The 24,421-nt window shown below is 68.3% G+C and carries 20 protein-coding genes and 1 pseudogene; 14 read left to right on the top strand and 7 right to left on the bottom strand.

Going from position 1 to position 24,421, the window contains the following annotated elements; translation table 11 throughout:
- Positions 1-28 precede the first annotated feature (28 nt).
- From ACNQVK_RS05395 to ACNQVK_RS05385, 3 genes are all read left to right on the top strand, one after another.
- Positions 29-907, top strand: coding sequence for a helix-turn-helix domain-containing protein (locus ACNQVK_RS05395; RefSeq protein WP_418028700.1), 879 nt, complete (start codon positions 29-31; stop codon positions 905-907).
- An 89-nt stretch (positions 908-996) separates the two neighbouring features.
- Positions 997-2,229: an esterase family protein gene (locus ACNQVK_RS05390; RefSeq protein WP_418033974.1), complete on the top strand. Its 1,233-nt coding sequence runs from the start codon at positions 997-999 to the stop codon at positions 2,227-2,229.
- A gap of 103 nt (positions 2,230-2,332) precedes the next feature.
- Positions 2,333-2,749, top strand: coding sequence for a cupin domain-containing protein (locus tag ACNQVK_RS05385; RefSeq protein ID WP_273734088.1), 417 nt, complete (start codon positions 2,333-2,335; stop codon positions 2,747-2,749).
- Here the strand turns inward: ACNQVK_RS05385 and ACNQVK_RS05380 are convergent.
- Complete coding sequence (locus tag ACNQVK_RS05380) at positions 2,725-3,861, bottom strand: FAD-dependent oxidoreductase (RefSeq protein WP_418028699.1); 1,137 nt, start codon at positions 3,859-3,861, stop codon at positions 2,725-2,727. The two genes, ACNQVK_RS05385 and ACNQVK_RS05380, sit on opposite strands and share 25 nt — an antisense overlap.
- Before the next feature lie 59 nt (positions 3,862-3,920).
- Here ACNQVK_RS05380 and ACNQVK_RS05375 point away from each other — a divergent pair, with 59 nt between their 5' ends.
- Genes ACNQVK_RS05375 through ACNQVK_RS05360 form a run of 4 tightly spaced genes read left to right on the top strand, consistent with a single transcriptional unit; the run spans position 3,921 to position 8,108 of the window.
- Positions 3,921-5,123 (top strand): acyl-CoA dehydrogenase family protein, encoded by a 1,203-nt coding sequence (locus tag ACNQVK_RS05375; protein WP_418028698.1) that lies wholly within the window; start codon positions 3,921-3,923, stop codon positions 5,121-5,123.
- Between the two features lie 25 nt (positions 5,124-5,148).
- A complete protein-coding gene (locus ACNQVK_RS05370) occupies positions 5,149-6,309 on the top strand; it encodes an acyl-CoA dehydrogenase family protein (RefSeq protein WP_418033972.1) in 1,161 nt (386 codons plus the stop codon).
- A gap of 48 nt (positions 6,310-6,357) precedes the next feature.
- The gene (locus ACNQVK_RS05365; RefSeq protein WP_418028697.1) at positions 6,358-7,206 is read left to right on the top strand and encodes an alpha/beta fold hydrolase; all 849 of its coding nucleotides are present in this window, start codon (positions 6,358-6,360) and stop codon (positions 7,204-7,206) included.
- The gene (locus ACNQVK_RS05360; RefSeq protein WP_418028696.1) at positions 7,203-8,108 is read left to right on the top strand and encodes a fumarylacetoacetate hydrolase family protein; all 906 of its coding nucleotides are present in this window, start codon (positions 7,203-7,205) and stop codon (positions 8,106-8,108) included. Before ACNQVK_RS05365 ends, ACNQVK_RS05360 begins: the two co-directional genes overlap by 4 nt.
- Here ACNQVK_RS05360 and hrpA read toward each other — a convergent pair.
- Positions 8,109-12,052, bottom strand: a pseudogene (gene hrpA / locus ACNQVK_RS05355) (ATP-dependent RNA helicase HrpA).
- 138 nt (positions 12,053-12,190) lie between these two features.
- Here hrpA and ACNQVK_RS05350 point away from each other — a divergent pair.
- The gene (locus tag ACNQVK_RS05350) at positions 12,191-14,020 is read left to right on the top strand and encodes an acyl-CoA dehydrogenase (protein WP_418028695.1); all 1,830 of its coding nucleotides are present in this window, start codon (positions 12,191-12,193) and stop codon (positions 14,018-14,020) included.
- Positions 14,021-14,044: 24 nt separating this feature from the next.
- Positions 14,045-14,755 (top strand): fumarylacetoacetate hydrolase family protein, encoded by a 711-nt coding sequence (locus ACNQVK_RS05345; RefSeq protein WP_418028694.1) that lies wholly within the window; start codon positions 14,045-14,047, stop codon positions 14,753-14,755.
- Here the strand turns inward: ACNQVK_RS05345 and ACNQVK_RS05340 are convergent.
- Positions 14,721-15,551 (bottom strand): IclR family transcriptional regulator, encoded by an 831-nt coding sequence (locus tag ACNQVK_RS05340; protein ID WP_418033970.1) that lies wholly within the window; start codon positions 15,549-15,551, stop codon positions 14,721-14,723. The genes ACNQVK_RS05345 and ACNQVK_RS05340 overlap by 35 nt on opposite strands.
- Positions 15,552-15,668: 117 nt before the next feature.
- Here ACNQVK_RS05340 and ACNQVK_RS05335 point away from each other — a divergent pair, with 117 nt between their 5' ends.
- Genes ACNQVK_RS05335 through ACNQVK_RS05325 form a run of 3 tightly spaced genes read left to right on the top strand, consistent with a single transcriptional unit; the run spans position 15,669 to position 17,930 of the window.
- Positions 15,669-16,721, top strand: coding sequence for an alcohol dehydrogenase catalytic domain-containing protein (locus tag ACNQVK_RS05335; protein WP_418028693.1), 1,053 nt, complete (start codon positions 15,669-15,671; stop codon positions 16,719-16,721).
- The gene (locus ACNQVK_RS05330) at positions 16,718-17,122 is read left to right on the top strand and encodes a nuclear transport factor 2 family protein (protein WP_418028692.1); all 405 of its coding nucleotides are present in this window, start codon (positions 16,718-16,720) and stop codon (positions 17,120-17,122) included. The genes ACNQVK_RS05335 and ACNQVK_RS05330 overlap by 4 nt, the downstream gene beginning before the upstream one ends.
- A complete protein-coding gene (locus ACNQVK_RS05325) occupies positions 17,115-17,930 on the top strand; it encodes an SDR family NAD(P)-dependent oxidoreductase (protein ID WP_418028691.1) in 816 nt (271 codons plus the stop codon). The genes ACNQVK_RS05330 and ACNQVK_RS05325 overlap by 8 nt, the downstream gene beginning before the upstream one ends.
- A gap of 151 nt (positions 17,931-18,081) precedes the next feature.
- Here ACNQVK_RS05325 and ACNQVK_RS05320 read toward each other — a convergent pair whose 3' ends face one another.
- Positions 18,082-18,975 (bottom strand): mycobacterial-type methylenetetrahydrofolate reductase, encoded by an 894-nt coding sequence (locus tag ACNQVK_RS05320; protein ID WP_418028690.1) that lies wholly within the window; start codon positions 18,973-18,975, stop codon positions 18,082-18,084.
- Between the two features lie 307 nt (positions 18,976-19,282).
- Here ACNQVK_RS05320 and ACNQVK_RS05315 point away from each other — a divergent pair, with 307 nt between their 5' ends.
- The gene (locus ACNQVK_RS05315; protein ID WP_090429616.1) at positions 19,283-20,044 is read left to right on the top strand and encodes an alpha/beta hydrolase family protein; all 762 of its coding nucleotides are present in this window, start codon (positions 19,283-19,285) and stop codon (positions 20,042-20,044) included.
- 9 nt (positions 20,045-20,053) lie between these two features.
- Positions 20,054-20,506, top strand: a complete 453-nt coding sequence (locus tag ACNQVK_RS05310; protein WP_418028689.1) for a 6,7-dimethyl-8-ribityllumazine synthase — start codon at positions 20,054-20,056, stop codon at positions 20,504-20,506.
- Here ACNQVK_RS05310 and ACNQVK_RS05305 read toward each other — a convergent pair.
- From ACNQVK_RS05305 to ACNQVK_RS05295, 3 genes are all read right to left on the bottom strand, one after another.
- Positions 20,503-21,864, bottom strand: a complete 1,362-nt coding sequence (locus ACNQVK_RS05305; protein ID WP_418028688.1) for an FAD-dependent oxidoreductase — start codon at positions 21,862-21,864, stop codon at positions 20,503-20,505. The genes ACNQVK_RS05310 and ACNQVK_RS05305 overlap by 4 nt on opposite strands.
- Positions 21,865-21,942: 78 nt before the next feature.
- Positions 21,943-22,860 (bottom strand): alpha/beta hydrolase, encoded by a 918-nt coding sequence (locus tag ACNQVK_RS05300; protein ID WP_418028687.1) that lies wholly within the window; start codon positions 22,858-22,860, stop codon positions 21,943-21,945.
- 24 nt (positions 22,861-22,884) lie between these two features.
- A complete protein-coding gene (locus tag ACNQVK_RS05295; protein ID WP_418028686.1) occupies positions 22,885-24,411 on the bottom strand; it encodes a PPE domain-containing protein in 1,527 nt (508 codons plus the stop codon).
- Between the last annotated feature and the right edge of the window lie 10 nt (positions 24,412-24,421).

The raw sequence follows: 24,421 nt of genomic DNA, 5'->3' as shown, positions 1-24,421 counted from the left end.
TGGGCAAATCAGGACTATCTTTGGTGCGATGCCCGATGTGTCTCGATTGGTCCGCCACCGCGACGGCGTCCCCGTCTACCGGTACTGGACGGACCGCGAAGCACCGCCGGTTTCGGTGACCCGGGGCCGGCGCGCCGAGCTCCCCGAGCATCGTCCGCACATCCACGACTTCCCGGTGCTCTGGTACGTGGCGACCGAAGGGGTGGTCTACGTGGTGGCAGCCGGCGAGGTGATCGACCCTCGCCCGCTGACGGCCGAGTCCGACGGGATCGGCGTGTACTTCGACCCCACCGCACTGGGCTACGACACCGGCTCCCCATGGCCCACCTGGCAGGCCCACCCCCTGTTGTTCCCGTTCATCCACGGGAAGTCCGGCGGATTACTGCGATTGCACATACCCGCCGATCGACAGTCGCTCTGGGAGGGCACGATCCGATCGATCGAGGCGGAGCTCAACGGCCGGCGCGAGGGCTATCGCCAAGCCGCGCTGGCCCATCTGACCCTGTTGCTCATCGACCTGGCGCGCCTCGCCGACGACGTGGTCGGCGACCTACGGCGCAGTGGAGAGCCGTTGCTGGCCGAGGTGTTCTCGGCCATCGACCGCAGGTTGTCGGAGCCGCTGTCGTTGCGCGACGTCGCCGACGAGGTCGGAATGACAGCGGGACATCTCACCACGTTGGTCCGCCGGCGGACCGGGCGCACGGTCGGCGAGTGGATCAACGAGCGCCGGATGAGTCGGGCTCGTGCCCTGCTCGGCGGTACCGACCTCTCGGTGGCCGAGGTCGCCGCGCGGGTGGGGATGGCAGACCCCGGGTACTTCAGCCGGCAGTTCCGGCGGTCGCACGGCCGCTCACCGCGCGAGTGGCGCCGATCCGGGCCCTCCGGCATCGGAACCGAATCACCTTGATAACGGAGGGGTTACGCCAGGCGCGGCCCCGGTAGCCGCAACTGAGGCGTTGTTAGCGTGCCGGTGTGAGACTGAGAATGTTCGGTCGGATGTCGCGCCGCGTGGCGGCCGCAGCGATGGCAGGGTTGATGTTGCCGGCACTCGTGATGGCCGGTCCGGCGCCGACCGCTGCGGCGTATTCGCGCGACGGGCTGCCGGTGGAACGCCTGCAGGTTCCGTCGGCCGCGATGGGCCGCGACATCACGGTGCAGTTCCAGGGCGGCGGTCCGCACGCGTTGTACCTGCTCGACGGGTTGCGCGCGCAGGATGACGACAACGGCTGGGACATCAACACCGCCGCGTTCGAGTGGTTCTACAACTCGGGCATCTCGGTCGTCATGCCGGTGGGCGGGCAGTCCAGCTTCTACAGCGACTGGTACCGGCCCGCGGCAGGCAGCGCGGGCACCACCACCTACAAGTGGGAAACCTTTCTGACCCAGGAACTCCCGGCCTACCTGGCCGCCAAGCGCGATGTGGCGCCGACCGGCAACGCCGTCGTCGGCCTGTCGATGTCCGGCGGGGCGGCGCTGACCCTGGCGATCTGGCATCCCGCCCAGTTCATCTTCGCCGGCGCCCTTTCCGGATTCCTGAATCCGTCACAAGGCCTGTGGCCCACCATGATCGGCTTCGCGATGAAGGATGCCGGCGGGTACAACTCGACCGACATGTGGGGCATCTCCAACGATCCCGCCTGGCGTCGCAACGACCCGATGGTCAACATCAACCGCCTGGTGGCCAACAACACCGCGATCTGGGTGTACTGCGGCAACGGCGTTCCCTCCGAACTCGACGGTTCCGGCGGCAACTTCGGCACGCTGTACAGCGCGCAGTTCCTGGAGAACATCACCATCAACTCCAACAAGGAGTTCCAGCAGAAGTACGTGGCCGCGGGCGGGCGCAACGCGAAGTTCGACTTCCCGCCGAACGGAACCCACAACTGGAACTACTGGGGATCTCAGCTGCAGCAGATGAAGCCTGACCTGCTGCGGGTGCTCAGCCAGAACGCGGCAGCGGCGGCTGCTCCGCCTGCGCCGGCGGCTCCGGCACCAGGAGTGCCCGGCCAGGTCGCGCCGGTGCCCGGCCAGGTACCGGGTGTCGCCGCGGCCCCGGCTGCTCCAGTCGTTCCGGGCCAGGTGGCTCCGGTGCCCGGCCAGGTCGCGCCGGCGCCCGGAGTGGCCGCAGTGCCTCGGGTGGCGGGGGTACCAGGTGTGGTTCCGGCGCCGGCTGCTCCCGCTCCGGTATATCCCGGCCTGCAGACCGTGCCCGTGGCGCTGCCGCGGTGACGACCGCGTGTGTCACAAACGCGAAGCAGCCATCGCTGCTACAGATGGCTTTCATCAAAAAGCATCGTTGGACTCGATGAGCTGAGGCGAGTGTCATGGAGGCATGACACGCACCCGCCTTGCCCTGGCCGCCTTCGCATTGAGCACCGCCGCGACCGGCGCTCTGATCACCGCCCCGGCCGCGCTCGCCGATGACCCGACGGCGGGTGTGTCGCGCACCGAGCTTCAGCGTTCCGCAGCTCCCACGCCGGGATTCGAGATCGTCCAGACCAGGTTCGAGATCCCGGTCGGCAAGGAGTCCGGCCGCCACAGTCATCCGGGGCCGGAAGTGGGCTACATCGTCCAGGGAGACGTGGACATGGTGTTCGACGACCGGCCGACCCAGCACCTGCATTCGGGCGACCCGTTTCTCATCCCACCCGGCGTCGTCCACAACGCGCACAACGTCGGCACCGTGCGGACCCTGATGCTGTCCACCTACGTGGTGCCCGTCGATCAGCCGTTGGTGACCATGTACTGATCGTCGGACCGCACGCCACGGTAGATTCCGCGGCGGACGATCCACGGCTGCAGCACCCGTTCGATGGACCAGGACGGGAACCGGAACGCAAACCCGTTGGGTGCGAACACTTCCAGCCCGTCCGGCAGCACACCCAGTACCGATCCCCAGCGACTGGCCGGCGGACGGTAACCGCGCATGCGGCCGCCGGTGAAGTAGGCGCTCACGTTCCGGGCCAGCAGTCCGTCGGCCCGGTTGCGGGCCGAGGAGCGCAGCGGGTCGGTCGCCGCCACATCGCCCACGGCGAACACGCCGTCGTGCCCGGGCACCCGTAGTTCCGGTGTCACTCGCACGAACCCGCGCTCGTCGAGGATGTCCGCGGGCAGCCAGGCCGTGTTGGGCCGCACCCGGCCGATGGCCCACAGCACGGCATCCGCCTGTACAGGAGCCTGGCCGCCGCTGAAATGAACGGGTTCGGAGGTGATGGCCGCGCAGTCGAAGCCCTCGGGCACCACTGCCCGGTGTCCGGGGTGCAGCGTCACGCCCGCCGCGGCCAACCTGCCTTCGACCCGCTTGCGGGCCCGCCAATGATGCTGTGGCAGAACGTGTTCGCCCGGATAGTAAAGACCGACCCGGGTATCCGGCCACCGGACGGCGATGTTGGCCGCGCTGCTGGCCGCCGCCGCGCCGCCGCCGATGACGGCGACCGACCCTGCCGAACCCAATCGCTCGTGCGCGGTCCGCAGCCCGGTATCGACATCCCCCACGGACTGCAGAACGGCTTGTCGCCAGAAGCCGTTGGTGACACCGGTGGAGATGACCAGCGCGTCATAGGGTTCCACCCGCTCGTTCCCGTCGGCCTCACGCACGCTGACCGTACGGGCCGAGAAGTCGGCGCCGGTCAGCGTGCCGTGCACGGTACGGACGCGATCGAGTTCGCGGAACCGGTCGAATCCGATCCAGTAATTGCGTGCCCAGTCATCGGGCCGGGCCAGCCGCGTGCCGAGCTCCTGACCGCTGACCAGTCCGGGGTTCACCGAGATGCCGACGACGTCGAACCGACGTGCCAACCGGATCGCGGTGAGCACGCCGGTGTCACCGAGCCCGGCGATCACCACGCGCTTTCGGTCCATGACCGGTGACGCTACCGCCCGCGCGCGGGCCGCTGAATCCCTTTCCCTATCGTGGCTGGATGAGCAGCGTCGCTGATGCGGACCGGGTCGCCGACCTCGCCCGCCGGGTCGTGGCCGACCACGACCCCAAGAAAGTCCCGATCCCCGAGTACCTGGCCGCCTGTTACGACGCGGGCCTGTCCTGGGTGCACTTCCCCGAGGGCCTCGGAGGTCTCGGGGTGTCGCGTGGTCTGCAGGCCGTGGCCGACCGCATCCTGCAGGGCGCGGGCGGCCCCATACCGCTGGGCCTCAATCCGATGGGCTACGGCATGGCCGCACCGACGGTGCGTGAGCACGCTCAGTCCGAGGAGCTCAAGAAGTCCTGGCTGCGACCGCTGGCGAGTACCGAACACATCTGGTGCCAGTTGTTCTCCGAGCCGGGCGCGGGATCGGACCTGGCCGGGCTGGCCACGTCCGCGGTCCGCGACGGTGACGAATGGGTGCTGAACGGGCAGAAGGTGTGGACCAGCCTGGCGCACCGGGCGCGCTGGGGTCTGCTGCTGGCCCGCTCGAATCCCGATGTGGCCAAACACAAAGGCCTCACGTACTTCGTGCTGGACATGCACGGGCCGGGCGTAGAGACCAGGCCGCTGCGGCAGATGACCGGCCAGGCCGAGTTCAACGAGGTGTACATCACCGACGCCCGTATCCCCGATGCTCATCGGCTCGGGGAGGTCGGTAACGGCTGGAACGTCGCGATGACGACGCTGATGAACGAGCGCAGCGCGCTCGGCGGCAGCGGCAACCGTCGCGGCGCCGGGACCATCTCGGATGCCGTTGCGCTGTGGGCATCACGCCCGGATCTGCGCACTCCCGTGCTGCGGGATCGGCTGACCCAGCTCTGGCTGCGCTCCGAGGCCCAGCGCCTGACCGCGGAGCGGTCTCGTGCGGCCGCCACCGTCGGCGGGCCGGGTCCCGAAGGGTCTATCGGAAAGCTCGTCGGCGCCGAGCTCAACCAGCACATCTACCAGTGGTGCATGGATCTTCTTGGGCCCGAAGGGATCCTGTATCACGGATACGGGACGGGCGACCGAGACGACGACGAGAAGAACAGCGACTGGCGCGGCCCCATCCAGCAGCGCTTTCTGCGGAGCAAGGCCAACACCATAGAAGGCGGCACGTCAGAGGTGATGCGCAACATTCTCGGCGAACGGATCCTCGGGCTGCCCGGCGATCTGCGGGCCGATGCCGGTATGGCGTGGAAGGAGATCCCGCGTGGCTGAGAAGCTTGCGGATCAGCCCGAGAGCATGGCTGATTCTGAGTTCACGTTCACCGACGAACAGGCTCAGCTGCGGACGGCAGTCCGCAAGTTCTGTGCCGAGAACTTCGACGAGCAGACCGTGCGGGGCCTGATGGAGTCCGAACCCCGGTTCGATCCGTCGGTGTGGGCGCGGTTGGGCGCCGAGCTCGGGGTGCTCGGCCTGGCGGTTCCCGAGGCCGACGGGGGCGCGGGCGGCACGCTCGTCGACCAGGCCATCGCGGTCGAGGAACTCGGCGCGGCATTGGCGTGCGGCCCGGTGTTCGGCACCGTGTTGCTGTCGATCCCGGCGCTGGTCGCCTCCTCGGCAGGTCCGGTGCGCGACGAACTCCTCGGCGCACTCGCCGAAGGCACCCGCACGGCGGCGTTCGCGGTCCCGGATCAGGCGGGCGCCTTCGATCCCGCCGCGGTGAATGTCAGTGTCGCCGAGGATGGAACACTCACCGGCACGGTGGAACGGGTCCTAGACGGTGACGCCGCGGATGTGTTGCTGGTGGCCGCCACGGGACCCGACGGTGTGGCTCTGTACACGGTCGAGGCGACGGGCCCTGGCGTGCAGCGCAACCCGCTGACCACGCTCGACCTCACCCGGCCGCAGGCCACCGTCGTCTTGACCGCGGCCCCCGCGCAGCTGGTGGCCGGTAGCGACGAGGCCGACCGCGTCATCACCCACGCATTCCAGGTGGCCTCGGCACTGCTGGCCGCCGAACAGGTCGGTGCCGCACAGCATCTGCTGGATCTGTCCGTGGAGTATGCGAAGTCGAGGCTGCAGTTCGGCAGGCAGATCGGCTCCTTCCAGGCCGTCAAGCACCGGCTGGCGGACTGCCTGGTGGATCTGGAGCACGCCCGCTCGGCCACCTATCACGCGGCGTGGGCGCTGACAGACGGCACCGACGACCCGGCGCTGGCGGCCAGCATCGCCCAGGCCATCGCGTCGGCGGCGTTCGCAAAGGTTGCTGCCGACACCATCCAGGTGCACGGCGGGATCGGATTCACCTGGGAACACCAGGCGCACCTGTACTTCAAGCGAGCCATCACCGATGCCGCGCTGCTGGGCAGTGCGGAGGCCCACCGGTCGCGGGTGGCCGAACTGGTACTCGACGACGTGGAAGCCGAGCGCGCGCCGTGGGTGGCGACGGGTACGCAATGATCGGTTGAAAACGCGCGGCAGGCGTTGCGCGACCGTAAAATCCCGCTGATGGACAGCGCTGCCGAACACCGCACGCTGGCTGTCGACGGGGTGCGGTCGCCGGTGCTCGTTGCCGGTCCCTCGGGCCCGGACCGGCAAAGAGCATCAGAAGCAGTGGTGTTCGTGCACGGCAACAATGCCGGGGCCAAATGGGATCGGTTGCTGACGCCGGTCGCCGGTTTCGCGCGGGTGATCGCTCCGGAGATGCCTGGTTTCGGCGCGGCCGACAAGCCGGCCCAGTGGCCGTACACGGTGGCTGCCTACGCGGCACACCTCGACGCGATCCTGGACCAACTCGGCGTCGAACGCGCGCATCTGGTCGCCCATGACTTCGGCGGGCCCTGGGCGCTCGCGTGGGCCGTCGACCATCTCGACTCGGTCGCCAGCATCACGTTGATCAACGCCCCGGTGGTGATCGACCACTTCGCCGCCAAGCTGTGGCGGATACCCGTGCTGGCCGAGGCACTGTCACGGGTCGGCAACCCGGCCGTTCTACGCCGCGTGCTCGCGATGCGGGACCCGGGGCTGCCGCCCGATGCGCTGGAATCGATCGCCGAGCACATGTTCGCCCGTGGAACACCCGATGCGGTGGTGAAGCTGTACCGGTCCACCGGTCCGAATGCCCTTGCCCCGTATGTCGATCGGCTCGCCGATTACGACGGCGACGTCCTGGTGGTGTGGGGTGCCGATGACCGTTACGTGCCGTTCGCACAAACCGACGAGTACCGCCGGATCTTCCGGAACTGTGAGGTCCAGCCGGTGCCCGGTACCGGCCACTGGCCCTGGCTCGAACAACCCGATGTGGTGGCCGGGCACGTCACCGCGTTCCTGCGCAGGCAACTCGGATGTGCCCGGTGAAGCTGCGTCGTATCCGCACGGCCACCGGGCTGAGTGTGGAAGCGCTTGATTCCGATGGCAACTGGACTGCGCACTCCGACCTCACACCACTCGGCGGCCGGGTGTTCGACGACGCGTGGCTCGCCGCCTCGGCCGAACGTCAGCTGCGGCACAGCGCCCATCTGCTGCCGTTTCAGCCGCTGTCGTTCCGCGACTTCATGCTGTACGAGCAGCACAACATCGACGCCGCCCGCGGGCTGATCCGGCGCTTCCATCCCGGCCTGTACCGGGTGACGTCGCTGTATGAACGCATGACCGGCCGCCCGGTGCCGCAGTTCAAACCCAAGCCGCTGTTCTACCAGCAGCCGATCTACTACATGTCCAACGCGCAGACCTTCGTCCCGACCGGCACGCCGGTTGCGATACCGGACTATTCGCAGGCGCTCGACTTCGAGCTGGAGATCGGATTCGTCCTCGCCGCACCGTTGTTCAACGCGACGCCCGAGGAAGCGGCCGGGGCGATCGGCGCGTTCGTCGTACTCAACGATTTCAGCGCCCGCGATGTGCAGCGTCCGGAGATGCTCAGCGGCTTCGGGCCGCAGAAGTCCAAACATTTCGCCAGTTCGATGTCGGACACCGCGGTCACCGCCGATGAGATCCTGCCCCGGGTCGGCGCCCTCACCGGTTCCGTCGCTCTCAACGGGGCGGTGGTCAGCACGGTCAGCAGCGCCGGGATGCAGCACAGCCTGGGTGAGGTGCTGGCGCACGCGTCACGTAGTGAACCGCTCTCTCCCGGTGAACTTTTCGGCACCGGGACACTTCCCGGGGGAAGCGGCATGGAGACGGGTCACTGGCTGCGCCCCGGAGACACTCTCACCCTGACCCTGGACGACATCGGCCGCATCGAACACACCATCGCCTGACTACTTGATGACAGCGTCGATCGCCTTGTAGATGCGCTGCTCGCTGACCGGTCGTGGGGTGCCGAGTTGCTGGGCCCACAGGCTGACCCGTAGTTCCTCGATCTGCCACGCGATGTCACGGATGTCTGCGGCCGCCGCCGGCCCGGCGAAAGCGCCTGGACCAGTTCGTCATAGGCGTCCTCGACGGCGTGCACACGCGACATTCGCTCCCGATCGGCGGCGAGTGCCTGCGGCAACCGCTCCAACCGGCGGGTGATCGCGGTGACGTATCGGGTCAGGTCGTGCAGCCGCGCTATGCCGGTCGCTGTGACGAAACCCTTGGGCAACAGGCGATCCAGTTGCGACCGGATATCCGCGACCGCATCGGCCTGGGTGGGCGACGGCTTGTCGGGCAGCGCGACCTGCGCTTCGTGCACGGCGGCCAGCACCTTCTCGACCCGGGTCACCCCGGCTTGCGTGGTGGGGCCGAGTTCCTTGCCGGCCCGGGCCAGGATGCCGGCGAACTCGGCCTTCGTCCACACCGGCTTGGGGACCAGCACGTCAGCGGCCGCATCGGCGCAATCGTCGAGCAGCGCCGCCAGCGTGCCGTCAGGATTGGCGTTGAGCGCCAGCCGGGTACGGGTGCTCAGGCCTCGTTCGATCGCCTTGACCGGTGACGGCGCGGTCAGCCGCAGCAGCCGGCGAAGACCGGGGCGCATAGCCGCGGCCTGGTCGGCCGGATTGGCGAACACCTTGACGTCGACGGCCTTTCCGGTATCCACGAAGGCCGGGTATCCGCGCACGGTGTGCCCGCCGCTGACGTTCTCCACCGTGCGCGGCAGCTCGTCGAGGTCCTCGGGCCAGGCCCGCAACCCGGTGCGTTCAAGGTCGCCGCCCAGCGCCTCGGCCACCGCCTGGGCGACGGGCACGGCCAGCTGCTCGCGCAGCGCGTCGATGTTCTTGCCGCGGGCCACCTCTTTGCCGTCGGCCGATTCCACGGCGAACGTCATCCTCAGATGGTCCGGGATCTTGCTCAGGTCGAACGCGTCGATCGGCACCAGGATGCCACTGCGCCTGCGCAGTTCGCGCTGGATCTCGTCCAGCAGCGACCCCGCGGACGGATCGATGTCACCCAGGATGGCCCGCGCGGTGTCGGGCGCCGGGACGAAGTTGCGCCGCAGATCCTTGGGCAGTGACTTGATCAGTGCGGTGACCAGTTCCTCCCGCAAAGCCGGTACCTGCCAGGCGAAACCGTCGCCGCCGAGCCGGGCCAGCACGCCGACCGGCACGTGCACGGTGACACCGTCGTCGGCGGCGCCCGGCTCGAACCGGTAGGTCAGCGGCAGTTCGAGATCGCCGGTCTGCCAGGTGTCGGGATTGTCCGCACCGTCCTCGGACCGCAGCAGATCGTCGCGGGTGAAGGTGAGCAGGTCAGGTGTCTTGTGCCGCTGCTTCTTCCACCACGCGTCGAAGTGGCGGGCGGAGACGATGTCGGCCGGGATGCGGGCGTCGTAGAGGGCGTAGATCTCGTCGTCGCCGACCAGCAGGTCACGCCGGCGGGCCCGTTCCTCGATCTCCTCGAGTTCGGCCCGCAGCCGGGCGTTGTCACGGAAGAAGTGGTGCCGGGTCTGCCAGTCCCCCTCCACCAGCGCGTGCCGGATGAACAGCTCCCGGCACAGCTCCGGATCGATCTCGGTGTATCCGATCTTCCGGCGCGGAACCAGAGGCAACCCGTAGAGCGTGACCCGCTCGAACGCCACCACCGAGCCCCGCCGGGCCTCCCAGTGCGGCTCGCTGTAGTTACGTTGCACCAGATGTCCGGCCACCCGCTCGATCGCCTCGGGTTCGACCTTGGCGGCGATGCGGCCGAACAGCCGGCTCGTCTCGACCAGGTCGGCCACCACGATCCAGCGCGGCGGCTTCTTCGTCAGCACCGAGCCCGGCGCGAGCACGAACTTCGAGTTGCGCGCGCCCGCGTAGTCGCGGGACTCCCCCTCACGCAGCCCGACGTGGGACAGCAGGCCGGCGGTCAGCGCGGCGTGGATTGTGGCCGGCTCGGCAGCCTCGTCACTCTCGCGGATCCCGATGTCGCGGGCGATGCTGCGCAGCTGGCCAGTCAGGTCTTGCCACTCCCGGATCCGCAGGTAGTGCAGGAACTCCTCCCGGCACATCCGCCGGAAAGCACTGCCGGAACGCTGATTTCGCTGCTCCCGCAGGTAGTTCCACAGATTCAGGTACGAGATGAAATCCGAGTGCTCATCGGCGAACCGGGCGTGTTTCTGCCGCGCCGCTTCTTCCTTGTCGCTCGGGCGCTCGCGCGGATCGGGGATCGACAGCGCGGCGGCCAGCACCAGCACCTCACGCACGCAGCCCTCGGTGTCGGCCTGCAGGATCATCCGCCCGACGCGCGGGTCGAGCGGCAGCCGGGCCAGGCGCCGTCCGACGTCGGTCAGCGCGCCCGCCGTATCGAACGCGCCGAGTTCCTGGAGCAGCTGCACACCGTCGCGGATGCTGCGGGGATCCGGCGGGTCGAGAAACGGGAACTCGGCGATGTCGCCGAGCTGCAGGGCGGCCATCTGCAGGATGACCGCAGCCAGGTTGGTCCGCAGGATCTCCGGATCGGTGTAGCGCGGCCGGGATTCGAAATCCTGCTCCGAGTACAGCCGGATGCAGACGCCGGGCGCGGTACGCCCGGAGCGGCCTGCCCGCTGGGCGGCCGAGGCCTGGGAGATCGGCTCGATCGGCAGGCGCTGCACCTTGGTGCGACGGCTGTAGCGAGAGATCCGCGCGGTGCCCGGATCGACGACGTAGCGGATGCCCGGCACGGTGAGAGAGGTCTCGGCCACGTTGGTGGCCAGCACGATTCGCCGGCCGCTGCGGCTGGGTTGGAAGACTTTCTGCTGATCGGCGGTGGGCAGGCGGGCATAGAGAGGCAGCACCTCGGTGTTCCGAAGGTCCTTCAATGCTTCTGCGGTGTCGCGGATCTCGCGTTCACCTGACAGGAACACCAGCACATCGCCGGGCGGTTCGGACTCGAGCTCGCGGACCGCGTCGACGATGGCCTCGGTCGGATCCCTTACCTCGGTGCGCACGATCTCGTGGTCGGGGTCGTCGGGATCCTCGGCGTCGTCGTCTGCGCCGCGAACAGTGACTTCCAGGGGCCGGTACCGGATCTCGACCGGATAGGTGCGGCCCGAGACCTCGACGATCGGAGCACCACTGCTGAGTCCATTTTCGGCACCGCCGCTGAGTCTATTTTCGGCACCGCCGAAGTGCGCCGCGAACCGTTCCGGCTCGATGGTGGCCGACGTGACGATGACCTTGAGGTCGGGCCGACGCGGCAACAGCTCGCGCAGATAGCCGAGCAGGAAGTCGATGTTGAGGCTGCGCTCGTGCGCCTCGTCGAGGATCAGCGTGTCGTAGCGCAGCAGTCGGCGGTCCCTTTGAATCTCGGCGAGCAGAATGCCGTCGGTCATCAGCTTGATCAGGGTCGAATCGCTGGCCTGGTCGGTGAAGCGCACGGTGTAGCCGACCGCGTCGCCGAGCGGGGTGCCGAGTTCGTCGGCGATGCGCTGCGCGACCGTGCGCGCCGCGAGCCGGCGGGGCTGCGTGTGGCCGATGGTGCCGCGGATCCCGCGGCCGAGGTCCAGGCAGATCTTGGGCAGCTGGGTGGTCTTGCCCGAGCCCGTCGCACCGGCGACCACCACCACCTGGTTCTCGCTGATGGCTTTCGCCAGCTCATCGCGGTGCTGGCTGACCGGCAGGTCTGGGTAGGTGATGGCCGGGACGGCGGCCTGACGGGTGAGCACGAGGGCCTCCGCTGCCGCGACCTGCTCGGCGATCTTCTCGATCTGGGCCGGCTCGGTGCCGCGGAGATTGCGCAGGCGCCGACGCAGCCGGTCCGCGTCGCGGATGGTCAGGTCGTCGAGACGGGAGCGCAGCTCGGCGACTGACGGTTCGGACACTCGGTCAAGGATAGGTGCACGATCAAATGTGATGTAGCTCACATCCGGCGCGGAGCTGGCAACCTCCGGTTCCGTAGCCGTAGGTTGCTGCAACCTACGCTTGCGTACCCCATCGGGCCTCGTCGACGCTTGCCCATCGTGGCTCACTACATCGCCAATGTCCGCGATATCGAATTCAATCTCTTCCAGGTTCTCGGCCTGGGTCCGGTCCTCGACTCGGGCGCCTTCGGCGACCTCGACACCGAGACCGCACGGACCATGCTCGACGAGGTCGCCCGCTTTGCCGAAGGCGTCGTCGCAGAATCGTTCGCCGACGGCGACCGCAACCCGCCCGAGTTCGACCCGGCCACCCACGAGATCACGGTGCCCGGGCCGCTCGCAAAAACAGTGCAGGCCGTCAAGGACGCCGAGTGGTGGCGCATCGGTCTCGCCGAGAATGCCGGTGGGACACCGGCGCCCGCGTCGTTGGTGTGGGCCATCCAGGAAATGATCATGTGCGCCAACCCGTCGGCGATGTTCTTCTACGGTCTCGGCCCGGCGATGGCGCACACCCTGGCCGAGGTCGGCACCGAACAGCAGCAGCACTGGGCGCGCATGAGCATGGACAAGGGCTGGGCCGGCACCATGGTGCTGACCGAGCCCGATGCCGGATCCGATGTGGGAGCCGGGCGCACGAAAGCCATCGCGCAGCCCGACGGCACCTGGCACATCGACGGGGTGAAACGCTTCATCTCCGGCGGCGAGGTCGGCGACACCGCCGAGAACGTCTTCCATCTCGTCCTGGCCCGCCCCGAGGGTGCCGGGCCCGGTACCAAGGGGCTGAGCCTGTTCTACGTCCCAAAGTTCCACTTCGACCCGGAGACCCTCGAACTCGGGGAGCGCAACGGCGTGTTCGTCACCGGACTCGAGCACAAGATGGGCATCAAGTCGTCGCCGACGTGCGAGGTCACCTTCGGCGCGCACGGCACCCCGGCCGTCGGCTACCTCGTCGGCGACGTGCACAACGGCATCGCGCAGATGTTCCGCGTGATCGAGAACGCCCGCATGACCGTGGGCGTGAAATCGGCGGGCACCCTGTCGACGGGCTACCTCAACGCACTCGCCTACGCCAAGGACCGCATCCAGGGCTCGGACATGCTCAAGATGACCGACAAGACCGCACCGCGGGTCGCGATCATCGAGCATCCCGACGTGCGGCGCAGCCTGCTCACCCAGAAGGCCTACGCCGAGGGCCTGCGGTCGGTGTACCTGTACACCGCCGCGCACCAGGATTCCGTGGTGGCGCAACATGTCTCGGGCGCCGATGCCGGCCTGGCGCACCGCGTCAACGATCTGCTGCTGCCGATCGTGAAGGGCGTCGGCTCCGAACGGGCCTATGAGCTGCTCACTGAATCGCTGCAGACCCTCGGTGGATCCGGATACCTGCAGGACTACCCGATCGAGCAGTACATCCGCGACGCCAAGATCGACTCGCTCTACGAGGGCACCACCGCCATCCAGGCGCTGGACTTCTTCTTCCGCAAGATCGTCCGCGATCAGGGCGCGGCGCTGGCCCACGTCGCGGCGCAGATCTCGGCGGCGATCGAGGCCAAGACCGATGGGCTGGAATCCGAGACCGCCCGGCTGGCCACTGCGCTGGCCGATGTGCAGTCGATGGCGGCCACTCTCACCGGCTACCTGATGGCCGCGCAGGAGCAGCCCGAGCAGCTGTACAAGGTCGGCCTCGGTTCGGTGCGGTTCCTGCTGGCGGTGGGCGACCTACTGATCGGCTGGCGCCTGCTGGTCGGCGCGCAGGTCGCTCAGGCCGCGCTGGTCACGGCGACCGACCGCGACCGGCCGTTCTACGAAGGCAAGATCGCGGTGGCGAAGTTCTTCGCGCACAACATGTTGCCGCTGCTGACGGCGGTCCGTGAAGTCGTGGAGTCGGTCGACGGCGAGGTCATGCGACTGGGCAACGACGCGTTCTGAGACAGGCCGGGGAAGATGGTTCCCATGGCCGACTTCGTGATCCCACTCCCACCGCAGGCGTCGCTTCCGGTGAGCACCGGGCCTGAACGCTTCCCGGTGCGGCGGGTGTTCTGCGTCGGACGCAACTACGCGGCCCACGCGCGGGAGATGGGCAAGGACCCCGACCGGGAGCCGCCGTTCTTCTTCATGAAGCCGGCCGACGCCGTGATCGATGCGGCGGGCACTGTCCCCTACCCGTCGCTGACCTCGTCGTTTCACCATGAGATCGAACTCGTGGTGGCGCTGGGTGCCGGTGGCCGCGACGTGGCACCGGACGACGCCCTGGGCCTGGTCTGGGGCTACGGTGTCGGCGTCGACCTGACCCGGCGCGATCTGCAGGACGAGGCCAAGAAACTCAGCCGGCCCTGGGATTGGGCCAAGGGGTTCGACGCATCCGCCCCGTGCACCTCGATCCATCCGGTCGACGAAGTCGGTCACCCCGACAGCGGCGAGATCTGGCTGCGGGTCAACGGCGAGCTCAAGCAGCACGGTGACCTCAAGGACCTGATCTGGTCGGTGCCGGAGGTCATCAGCGCGATCTCGGCAGCCGTCGACCTCGCGCCCGGCGACCTGATCTACAGCGGAACCCCGGCCGGGGTCGGTCCAATGCAACCCGGCGATGTGGTGTCCGGTGGTGTCGACGGGGTTGCGGAGTTCAGCTTCACGGTCGGCTCAGCCGATCGGCGGCCCGCCTGACCCGCTGCCCCGCGGCGTCCACCTGGCGGGCGGTCATGGATCGCAGCGGGTGTACCGACAGGATCAGCGCGACCCGGCCGTGAGCGTCGAACACCGGTGCGGCGATCGTGGCCACCGGCTGCGACTTGCCCGCCGTGGCACCGGCCGGGGCCAGGCAGATGGTGGTGAACTCGGCGAGCAGTTGATCGGTGATGCCGCGGACATGGTCGGGCAGCCCGTCACTCGGTAGCGAGCCGACCATCTGCGCCGCCCGGGTCAGCTCCGGTGTCGTCCAGTCGACGTCGAAACCGCGCTCCCGGGTCTGGGCCAGAACCTCGTTGAGCCGTTCGGTGAGTGCATCGCCCGTCGTGGGCGCCCGGTCGATCCAGGCCCGTTGCTGCGAAGGCGAGTCCCAGGCTGCGAAGGCGACGCCGAACGGTGGTGCGTACCGGATGCGATCGCCCGGTGTGCCCGCGGGCCGTGGCCCGGCGCCTTCGAAGGCGGTGATCACGAGCTCGTCCGCAGCCCGCTCGACCACCGAGGCGGCGTAGCCGAGCTGCTGTGAGAGTTCCTGCGCGGCAATGCGGGCCGCATGTGCCAGCGGACGCACCGCCTCGGTTCGGGCGGCCACCACAGCCAGGCCCGGTCCGAGGGCGAACGTCTTGTCCATGGGGTCCCGGATCAGCCAGCCCCGGTCGCACAGGGTCTTGAGGATCGCATGCGCGGTGGCCTGCGTCAGGTCCAGTGCGCTGACCACGTCGGAGAACCGCAACCGCGCATCGCTTGCGCTCGCCAGCAACTCGATCACGTCGAGCACCCGACCGGTCGGCGCCGAGCCCGCACCACGCACCCTTGACTCCATTCTGGGCGGTTCCTACAGTCGGTTTTGTTAATTCGAGAGACTATCTCGATTATTCGAGAAATGGTAGGTCAGATGCGCGCAGTCGTCCTCCGGGCCGGTCAACTCCAGGTACGTGAGATCGCCGATCCCGCACCAGGTCCGGGGGAGCTCCTGCTGCGGGTGCGCAGTACCGCGATCTGTGCGTCCGATGTGCACTTCATGGACCACCCGGAACTCGGGCTCAATGATCCGACCGGCCGATCGCTGTATGACACCGCGCAGGACGTGGTGCTCGGGCACGAGTTCGTCGGCGAGGTCATCGGCCACGGGCCCGGCTGCACCGATCAGTTTCCCGTCGGCACCCGCGTCACCTCGATCCCCATCAAACTGATCAACGGCGGCGCCGACGGCGCACACATCATCGGCCAGCACCCCGATTCACCGGGAAGTTTTGCCGAGTTGGTGGTGGTCACCGAGGCGATCGCCCGTGCGGTCACAGGAGACGCCTCCGACGATGCCGTAGCGCTCACCGACGCCTTCGCGGTCGGCGAGTTCTATGTGCGCAGCGCTCGACTCGAACCCGGCGAGATCCCCATCGTGATCGGTGCCGGTGCGATCGGGCTGTCCGCAGTGGCGGCGCTGGCCCGCCGCGGCGTCGAACCGATCATCGTCTCGGACTACCAGGCCGACCGACGTGCACTGGCCTGCAAGGAGTTCGGCGCCCACATCGCCGTCGACCCGGCCGAACGCTCCCCGATGGAGGTCTGGCGCGAGGTGCGCGCCGAGCGCAACCTATGGGGAGCGGCGGTGGTGTTCGAATGCGTCGGCGCGTCAGGACTGATCCAGAAGATCGTCGGAGAATCCGACATGGGCACCCGCATCTACTGCGCCGGCGGCTGGTACACCGGGGACACCCTCGACATCACCACCGCCACCCGCCAGGGGGTGACCCTGCAGTTCGGCGGCGGGCCGTGGCCGCAGGACTGGTACGGGACGCTGGACGCCATCGTCGCCGGCGACCTGGACCCGACACCCAGCATCGGCATGGTGGTGCCCCTCGACGAGGTTCCCGACGCCCTCGACCTGGCCCGCCGGTCAGCGGGGCCGGCCCGAATCATTGTGCACCCGAACGGAGATCACGCATGACCTACCACGAAGACCGCCTGGACATCGTCGACGTGCTGGTCCGCTACGCGACCGGTATCGACCGGCGGGACTGGCCGTTGTTCCGGACCGTGTTCACCGATGACTGCGTGCTGGACTACGGCCAGATCGGCGCCTGGAACGGAGTCGACGCGGTCACCGAGTTCATGGATCAATCCCACGCGATGGCCGGGCACACCATGCACCGGCTGAGCAACCATGCCATCGCCGTCGACGGCGATGCGGCAACGGCGCGGACCTATATCGACGGCCTGATCATGGCGCAGGACAACAACTCCGGCGTCAACGCAGTCGGTTTCTACGACGACGAACTGGTGCGCACCGCCGACGGTTGGCGGATCGCACGACGGGTGTTCACTGCGGTGCGGATCGTCAATGTCTGAGAACTTCGCGGACAAGTACGGCCCGTGGGCACTCGTGGCCGGGGCCTCCGACGGGGTCGGCTCGGCGATGGCCGAAGAGCTGGCCCGGCGCGGCCTCAACGTGGTACTGCTGGCCCGGCGCCAAGCCGTCCTCGATGATGTCGCGGCAGGTATCGCGGCCCGCACCGGAGTGCGAACCCGCACGCTGGCAATCGATCTGGCCGCACCCGGCGCCTCCGGAGAGGTGATCTCGGCGACCGCGGATCTGGACATCGGCTTCCTGGTGTACTGCGCGGGCGCCGATCCCAAGTTCGCACCGTTCTTGTCCGGGCCGCTCTCGGACGCCGAATCGCTGGTGCAGCGCAACTGCATGGTGCCGATGCAGCTGTGCCACCACTACGCACAGCCCATGGTGGACAGGGGCCGCGGCGGCATCATCATCTTCGGGTCGGGCGCCGGATTCGCCGGCGGCCCGAACATGGTGGCCTACGGTGCGAGCAAGGCCTTCGACATGGTGTTCGCCGAGGCGCTGTGGACCGAACTGCACGACAAGGGCGTCGATGTGCTCGGGCTGATTCTGGGCAAGACCGACACCCCCGCACTGCGCAGGCTCGAGCACGAACGAGGCCAGATCGAGTCCGCGGAACAGACGCCGCCGGGCGCGGTCGCCGTCGGCGATGTGGTGACGACGGCATTCGCCAACCTGACCGAGGGACCGACGTGCCTGGTGGGCCTCGAGACCCAGGCCGCCGCACAACTGATGGCCTCGGTCAGCCGCAACGACGCCGTGCGGTTCATCGCGCAGGCGGTCACCGCGGCGATGGGTTAGAAAACGCGGCGGGAGCGCCAGATCCCAACTGTCACACCAGTATCGCCGCGAACGTGCAGTAGCAGATTCGAAACGTGGTACTGCCGGTGATACCAGGTTGCCAATTCACCTGTCGGTCCCCTCGCGGTGACGCGTGTGACTGACGAGGGAATTACACCCGGTCCGGCGCCCAGTAGGCGAGCATCTCGGCGAAGGTCTCGAAAGCCGGCTTCGACACCCCGTAGGCCGCCTCGAAGTGGATGCTCAGCGGGAAGCCGAGTTCGGCCACCCCGTCGATCACCCGCTTGTAGAGGTCGACCATCGCCGTGCGCTTGTCGGCCGGGTCGAGTTCGGCCAAGCGGCTGACGAACTCCTGCTCGGCGGCAACGGCCGGATTGCCCGGGTCCTGGATGAGCCAGTTGATCAGACCGACCTTGGTCTCCATCTTCGGCACGAAACCGAACGACAGCAGGATCTCGGGCCGGTGATCGGTGGTCTCGGCGAACTCGGTCAGGTATTCGACGATCGCGTCGGAGTACAGCAGCTGGGTCATGCCGTAGGTGGCGCCCTGCGCGCACTTGAAGTTGAACCGGCCCTGCTCGCCGTCACGGGTCGGGATCAGGATGGCGCCACGGTTGGGCACCAGCTCCTCATAGATCGACAGGGCATCGGTAGGGGCGACGCCCTCACCTTCGCCGTCCTTCATGGTCCGGGGCACGCCGACGAAGGCGATGCCGTCGAAACCGGCCCCGCTGAGGTCGGTCAGGCGCTTGCCCAGCGACTCCTGATCCAGGAACGAGGTGACCTGTGTGCACAAGCCGCGCAGGCCCGGCAGCTCGGGCCGCAGGATGTTCCAGTAGTCCAGGACATCCATCCGCGGCTTCATCTCGACCGGGCGGTCGTCGTCCTCGTCGATCATCCCGGGGATCATGACGTGCTGTATCCGGCCTTCGATGCCGGTTTCGGCAGCCAGGGCGAGCACTTTCCGCGCCTCGTCGACGGGGTACTGCACGCCGCGTTCCAGGTTCGGCGGGACGAGTTCCAGCGCGATGGTGTTCAGGGGCACCTATTGCTCCACATCTGACGACATACCTACCCGGCAGGCGGGCCACGCTGCCCGTCACGGACCACTGTCCGCATGCCACCGGACACTCCACATTACGGAGCCGGGCTGGCAACCGCGCGGGTACCTCCGCTCAACGCCGCATTTCGGGCTACATACGGTGCCAGGCTAACTACAGGGCCGGCCGGGTGGTCGCCGCATCGGGCCGGGAGAACGGTTGATCCCGCACGGGCTGGGTGGCACCCAACTGGATGCCGACGAGCTCCGTGGCGTCGTCGCGGCGCTGCTCGTCCCGTGGTAGACCACCGTCATGGGTGAGCGCGTCACGTTCGCGGGTTCGACCGGCCCGACGCTGGCCGGTGTCATCGATCGGCCCGACGGGCCGGTCCGCGGATGGGGGGTGTTCTCGCACGGTTTCACGCTGGGCAAGGATTCTCCGGCCTCCTCGCGCATCTGCAAGCAGCTGGCCGCCGACGGCATCGGGATGTTGCGCTTCGACGCACTGGGTCTGGGCGACTCCGGGGGCGACTGGGGCGACGGTTCGTTCACCGTGAAAGTCAATGACGTGATCAAGGCCTGCACGTTCATGGCCGAACGCGGTACGCCCGCCGAGATCCTGATCGGGCATTCGTGGGGCGGTTCAGCGGTGATCGCCGCGGCCCGGCAATCCCCCGGCGTGCGCGCCGTGGTGACGGTGGGCGCCCCGTTCGACGTCGGGCACGTCGAACACCAATACGACGCGTGCCTGGAGCAGGTGTTCGCCGAGGGCAGCGGCCAGTGGATGGTCGGAGGCAAGACGCTGACCCTCAAGCGGTCGTTCGTCGAAGATGTCCGGGCCGCCGAACTGCGCGACAAGATCGAGGCCCTCAAGATGCCGTTGCTCATCCTGCACTCCCCGACCGACAACACCGTCAGCATCCAGAACGCCAGCGACATCTTCTGGGCCGCCCGCCATCCGCGCAGCTTCGTCTCCCTGGAAGGTTCCGAGCACCTGCTGACCGGGCCCGGGCAGGCCAAACGCGCCGGACGGATCATCGGCGCCTGGGCGGACGCCTACCTCGGCGTGCGATAGCGTCGCTACATGTCTGACGCAGCCACTCAGATCGCGTTCGTGCAAGCCACCTGGCATCGCAACATCGTCGACAAGGCCCGCGAGGGATTCACCGAGCAGATCCGCACCCATGGTTTCGACGCCGCGGCCCTCGAGTTCTTCGAGGTTCCCGGGGCCTTCGAGATTCCGCTGACCGCAAAGCGTCTGGCACTCACCGGGCGTTACCGGGCGGTGATCGCGGCCGGACTCGTGGTCGACGGCGGCATCTACCGCCACGACTTCGTCGCCACCGCGGTGATCGACGGGCTGATGCGCGTGCAACTCGACACCGACGTGCCGGTGTTCTCGGTCGTGCTCACCCCGCACCATTTCCACGAGCACGACGAGCACATCGACTACTTCACGAAGCATTTCGTCAAGAAGGGTGCCGAAGCGGCCAACGCCGTCGCGGCCACCCTGGCCCTGCACAGCTCAATGGGCTAGTCACGCACGAGTGCGTCGCGACCGGCCTGGACCATGTCCTCGCGCGGCACCACTTTCACGCGTTCCCGGCCCTGCACCTCGCCCAGCGACACCTCGTGGGCGTCGAGGCGCTCCCACTCGGCCCAGGTGGTGTAGTCGACACCGCCGGCCGCCAGATGCGCGAGTATCGCGTCGGGGTCGGCGGTTTCGGGGGCGCGCAGGCCCGGCAGGTCATTGAGCAGACTCGTGACAGTTTCGGCCGCGTCGGACTTGGTGTGCCCGATCAAGCCGATCGGTCCACGTTTGATCCATCCCGTCACGTAGGCGGCATCGATCAGCCCGCCGTCGATGTCGAGCACCCGGCCCGCGTCGTTCGGGACCACCCCGGCGTGGTGATCGAACGGCAGGTTCGCCAGATGGGTGGACAGGTAGCCGACGGCACGGTAGACGGCTTCGACCGGCCAATCGGTGAATTCTCCGGTCCCCCGGACATTTCCGTCCCCGCAGAGCTCGGTTCGTTCGGTACGAAGCCCCTCGACCCGGTCGGTGCCCAGCACCGCCACCGGCGCCTGGCACAGGTGGAGATGAATCCGGTGCGGCGCGCCGGTCGGCTCACGCTGCAGATACTTCATCATCGTGTCCACCACGAGTCGGGTCGACTTGCTCGTGTTGATGGCCTGCTGGCTGGCCTCGTCGATCTCGAAACCCTCGGGATGCACGATGACATCGACGCTCGGCGAGTGCGACAGCTCACGGAACTCCATGGGGCTGAACTTGATCTGTGCCGGCCCGCGGCGGGCGAACACGTGGACGTCGGTGGCCTGATTGGCGGCAAGGCCCTGGTAGACGTTGCCGGGGATCTCGGTGCCGAGCTGCTCGTCGGCCGGCTTGGCGAGCATCCGGGCGACGTCGAGCGCCACGTTGCCCGCACCGAGTACCGCGACGTGCTTCGCGGTGAGCGGCCAGGTGCGCGGCACGTCGGGATGTCCGTCGTACCAGGACACGAAGTCGGCCGCGCCGTAGCTGCCCGGCAGTTCGATACCGGGGATGTCGAGGGCCCGGTCCGCCCGCGCCCCGGTGGAGAAGATCACCGCGTCGTAGTGACGGCGCAGATCGGCCAGGGTCAGGTCGGTCCCGTAATGGACGTTGCCGATGAATCGAACGGCGTTCTCGTCACGGGAGAGCACCCGGCGCAACGCCTTGATGATCTCCTTGATCCTCGGATGGTCCGGGGCCACGCCGTAGCGTACGAGCCCGTAAGGCGCAGGCAGCCGGTCGAATACGTCGACGCGCGCGTGCTCGTACTCCTTGGTCAGGATGTCGGCGGCATAGATGCCTGCCGGGCCCGCGCCGATGACTGCTACCTGGATCTTCCTCATGACCGCCCTTACGCATTTAGGTAAGGCAAGCCTAAATACAGAGCAGTTTCCCGCAAGACCTCCCCAACGAGATCCGCGTCACTGTGCGGTGGCGCGGCGGACGTGCCCGGCCATCCGCTCGTAGACGCGACGGGTGACCTCGGCCGCACTGCTCATGATGTTGTAGCCGTGGTCGACACCGGGCACCTCGTGATACTCGGCCAGGGCGCCCACCGCGTCGAGCTTCTGCGCGTACTGCCACGCCTCGTCGCGCAGCCGGTCGTATTCGGCGGTGACGATCAGCGCCGGCGCGATCCCGTCGAGCCCGTCGGCGTTGGTCCCCCAGACCGGGGAGACCAGCCGGTCGGTGCGCTGCGCACGATCAGGGACGTACGCGGTGTCGAAGACCTCGCCCATCCACGGCTTCAACACCGCCTTGGCGCCGACCGGGGAATGCTTGTCCTTGGTGGCGGTGACGAGGTCCAGCGGTGGGTAGTGCAGAACCTGCAATGCGATCTTCGGCCCGCCGTTCGCTGTGCCGTTCTCGAAAGCCAGCCGGGCGGCCCCGGCGGACAGGCTGCCACCCGCGCTCTGGCCTCCGACGCACAGCCGGGTGCCGTCCCAGTCCCGCTCGGGCGCCGCGGCCCAGCTGAGCACGTCATAGATCTGCTCGACCGGAGTGGGGAACCGGTGCCCCGGGGCCAACAGATAATCGACGTTGACCACAACGACATTCGCGTGTTCGGCCAGGAATCGGCACCACGGGTCGTCCTGTTCGCGGTGCCCGACGACGAAACCCCCACCGTGCACGTTCACATAGACCGCGGGCCTTTCCTCCCCCGATGGCGGGTGATACACGGTGGCGGCAACCTCACCGTGACGGGTTGGGATCTGCACAAGCGTTGTGCGGCCTGGGATTTCAGGGAACCGGACGCCCCGCATGGGCCCCGGTCTCACCCCGACCGAGAACAAGCGGGCGAGGGTATCGGCCAAGATCGGCGTGGACAGTATCGACACCGCCTCCACGCTACCAACGGGGAGTCAGCCCGCGCGCCAGCTTCCGGGCAACAGCGGGTCGGACGGACCGCCGCGAAACGGGTCGCTCTCCAGCGTGACCAGCCCCTCGGCATCGGCAACCCCGGCCTGGTGCCCGGTTCCGGCGAATCCCCCTGCCGCACCGATCTTTCCACCACCGCGGTCGGATGCCTCGGCGCGGGGAGGCGCAGCGGCGGCGGGCCCGGCGTCGTCATCCAGGGTCATGAACTCGTCGCGGTATCCCCGCTCCTTCAGATCGCCGCCGCGGCGGCGGCGCGCCTTGCGCCGGGCCCGGGTGGCAGCCAGGGCCGCCGCCGAACTCGACGCGACGATGTCGCCCGCCGGAGCCTTGGCCCCGGTGCCCTCGGTCAGCGTGGGGCCGACCCCCTCGTCCGGATCGAGTCCGGACACCGCATAGGGCGCGAAGACTGCCTGCCCGACGGCCGGCGCCGCAGTGGCCCCACCACCGGCTGCCGGGGCCGACGCGCCCGATGCGCCACCCGCACCCGTCGCTGTGGTCGGCAACGCGGCCAGCGGCTGAATGTTGTTGTGTTCGGCGCGAACCGGCGACTGTGCCGGCATGTCGGCACCGGCGGGTGGGGCATCCCCGGCCGGCGGCACCAGGCCGACCAGACCGATCAGGCCCAGCGAGGCGGCCATCAGAAGCGGCGACGCGAGCAACAGCCCGTAGATCGTCCACCACAGCGGCCAACCCCAGACCAGGTTGTAGCTGACCAGAAAGAAGGTCGGGCCCCAAGTGATGAGCGCCTGCACCGGATTCGTCGCGAAGCCCGTGAGAAATGCCCGGATCATCGCTTCCGGGTTCTTGAGGAACTCGATGGTTTCCTGACCGCCGGGGGCGGTGGCCAGATAGTCCTCCAGGAACTGCCAGATGGTGTCGGCGATGTTCAGCGAGGCCCCGGATTCGCCGGCTCGGGACTGGGCATCGGTCTGCGCCATCGAAGCCATCGCTGAACCGGTCTCGCCGGCTCCAGGGGCGACCACCATGGGTGCCGGCACAGCCTGTGGCACCGCCGCCAGGGCTGCCCCCGATACTGCCTGGTAGGTCGACATGGTGGTCGCGGCCTGGAGCCACATCCGGACGTAGTCCGCTTCGTTGATGGCGATCGGGATGGTGTTGATGCCGAAGAAGTTGGTCGCCGACAGCACGCCGTGGGCGACATGATTGGCAGCCAACTCCCCCAGTGTCGGCATCGCGGCCAACGCGGTGGAGTAGGCCGCTGCCGCCGATTCGTGTTGTGCGGCAGCCACGCCGCTGCTCACGCTCTGTGAGTTCAACCACGCGAGGTAGGGAGCGTGTGCCGCGGCATAGCGTTCGGCGCTGGGTCCCTCCCATGCCCCCGCCTTCACGACGCCGAGCACTGCGGTCAGCTCCGACGCCGCCGATGCGTACTCGGTCGCCAGGTCATGCCAGGCACCCGCGGCGACCAGCAGCGATCCAGGCCCTGGGCCGCTGGACAGCAGCGCGGAGTGCACCTCGGGCGGCGCGGCGAACCAGGTCGGTGCGGTCATCGGGCCACTC

This window comes from Mycobacterium sp. 134 (assembly GCF_048282715.1).
In the GTDB taxonomy this organism is placed as follows: domain Bacteria; phylum Actinomycetota; class Actinomycetes; order Mycobacteriales; family Mycobacteriaceae; genus Mycobacterium; species Mycobacterium septicum.
This window is presented reverse-complemented; position numbering and strand designations above follow the sequence as displayed.

Coding starts and splice junctions, on each gene's coding strand:
- ACNQVK_RS05370 (WP_418033972.1), top strand. CDS start 5,149: ATGGCTGATTCTGAGTTCACGTTCACCGACGAACAGGCTCAGCTGCGG.
- ACNQVK_RS05330 (WP_418028692.1), top strand. CDS start 16,718: ATGACCTACCACGAAGACCGCCTGGACATCGTCGACGTGCTGGTCCGC.
- ACNQVK_RS05295 (WP_418028686.1), bottom strand. CDS start 24,411: ATGACCGCACCGACCTGGTTCGCCGCGCCGCCCGAGGTGCACTCCGCG.
- ACNQVK_RS05380 (WP_418028699.1), bottom strand. CDS start 3,861: ATGGACCGAAAGCGCGTGGTGATCGCCGGGCTCGGTGACACCGGCGTG.
- ACNQVK_RS05335 (WP_418028693.1), top strand. CDS start 15,669: ATGCGCGCAGTCGTCCTCCGGGCCGGTCAACTCCAGGTACGTGAGATC.
- ACNQVK_RS05390 (WP_418033974.1), top strand. CDS start 997: ATGTCGCGCCGCGTGGCGGCCGCAGCGATGGCAGGGTTGATGTTGCCG.
- ACNQVK_RS05395 (WP_418028700.1), top strand. CDS start 29: ATGCCCGATGTGTCTCGATTGGTCCGCCACCGCGACGGCGTCCCCGTC.
- ACNQVK_RS05325 (WP_418028691.1), top strand. CDS start 17,115: ATGTCTGAGAACTTCGCGGACAAGTACGGCCCGTGGGCACTCGTGGCC.
- ACNQVK_RS05310 (WP_418028689.1), top strand. CDS start 20,054: ATGTCTGACGCAGCCACTCAGATCGCGTTCGTGCAAGCCACCTGGCAT.
- ACNQVK_RS05375 (WP_418028698.1), top strand. CDS start 3,921: ATGAGCAGCGTCGCTGATGCGGACCGGGTCGCCGACCTCGCCCGCCGG.
- ACNQVK_RS05385 (WP_273734088.1), top strand. CDS start 2,333: ATGACACGCACCCGCCTTGCCCTGGCCGCCTTCGCATTGAGCACCGCC.
- ACNQVK_RS05345 (WP_418028694.1), top strand. CDS start 14,045: ATGGCCGACTTCGTGATCCCACTCCCACCGCAGGCGTCGCTTCCGGTG.
- ACNQVK_RS05305 (WP_418028688.1), bottom strand. CDS start 21,864: ATGAGGAAGATCCAGGTAGCAGTCATCGGCGCGGGCCCGGCAGGCATC.
- ACNQVK_RS05315 (WP_090429616.1), top strand. CDS start 19,283: ATGGGTGAGCGCGTCACGTTCGCGGGTTCGACCGGCCCGACGCTGGCC.
- ACNQVK_RS05365 (WP_418028697.1), top strand. CDS start 6,358: ATGGACAGCGCTGCCGAACACCGCACGCTGGCTGTCGACGGGGTGCGG.